Genomic DNA, 282 nt, shown 5'->3' with positions numbered 1-282 from the left:
CTCTTCTCTTAAAACATACCTCTGGCCCGTCAACGTCTCATCACATTGCCAGCAGCAAAAATGCCCGGAATGCCAATCTTTGGACATAGCCTTGGTGTATTCCCCGGAAAATATAAGCTCGCTCTTCTCCTCACTGTTTTCGATGGGTCCATCTCCTTCATATTCCACGTCCACTTGCACCCTGGTCTTTTTCTTAGTTTTTTTAATCTTCTTGACCTCGGTTTCCTCAGACATGATGGCTACCTAGCAAATCTCGGACGATGACAACCGAGCAGTTCCCCG

1 protein-coding gene is annotated in these 282 nt (G+C 47.2%); it reads right to left on the bottom strand.

Features of this window, described 5'->3' with window-relative positions; translation table 11 throughout:
• A partial coding sequence (locus tag BB427_RS23610; protein ID WP_139119109.1) for an LIM domain-containing protein occupies positions 1–234 on the bottom strand: 234 nt, incomplete at its 3' end.
• Between the last annotated feature and the right edge of the window lie 48 nt (positions 235–282).

This window comes from Pseudoalteromonas sp. BMB, assembly GCF_001709235.1.
In the GTDB taxonomy this organism is placed as follows: domain Bacteria; phylum Pseudomonadota; class Gammaproteobacteria; order Enterobacterales; family Alteromonadaceae; genus Pseudoalteromonas; species Pseudoalteromonas maricaloris.
Note: the sequence above shows the minus strand (reverse complement) of the source record. Positions and strands in the feature narration are given on the sequence as shown.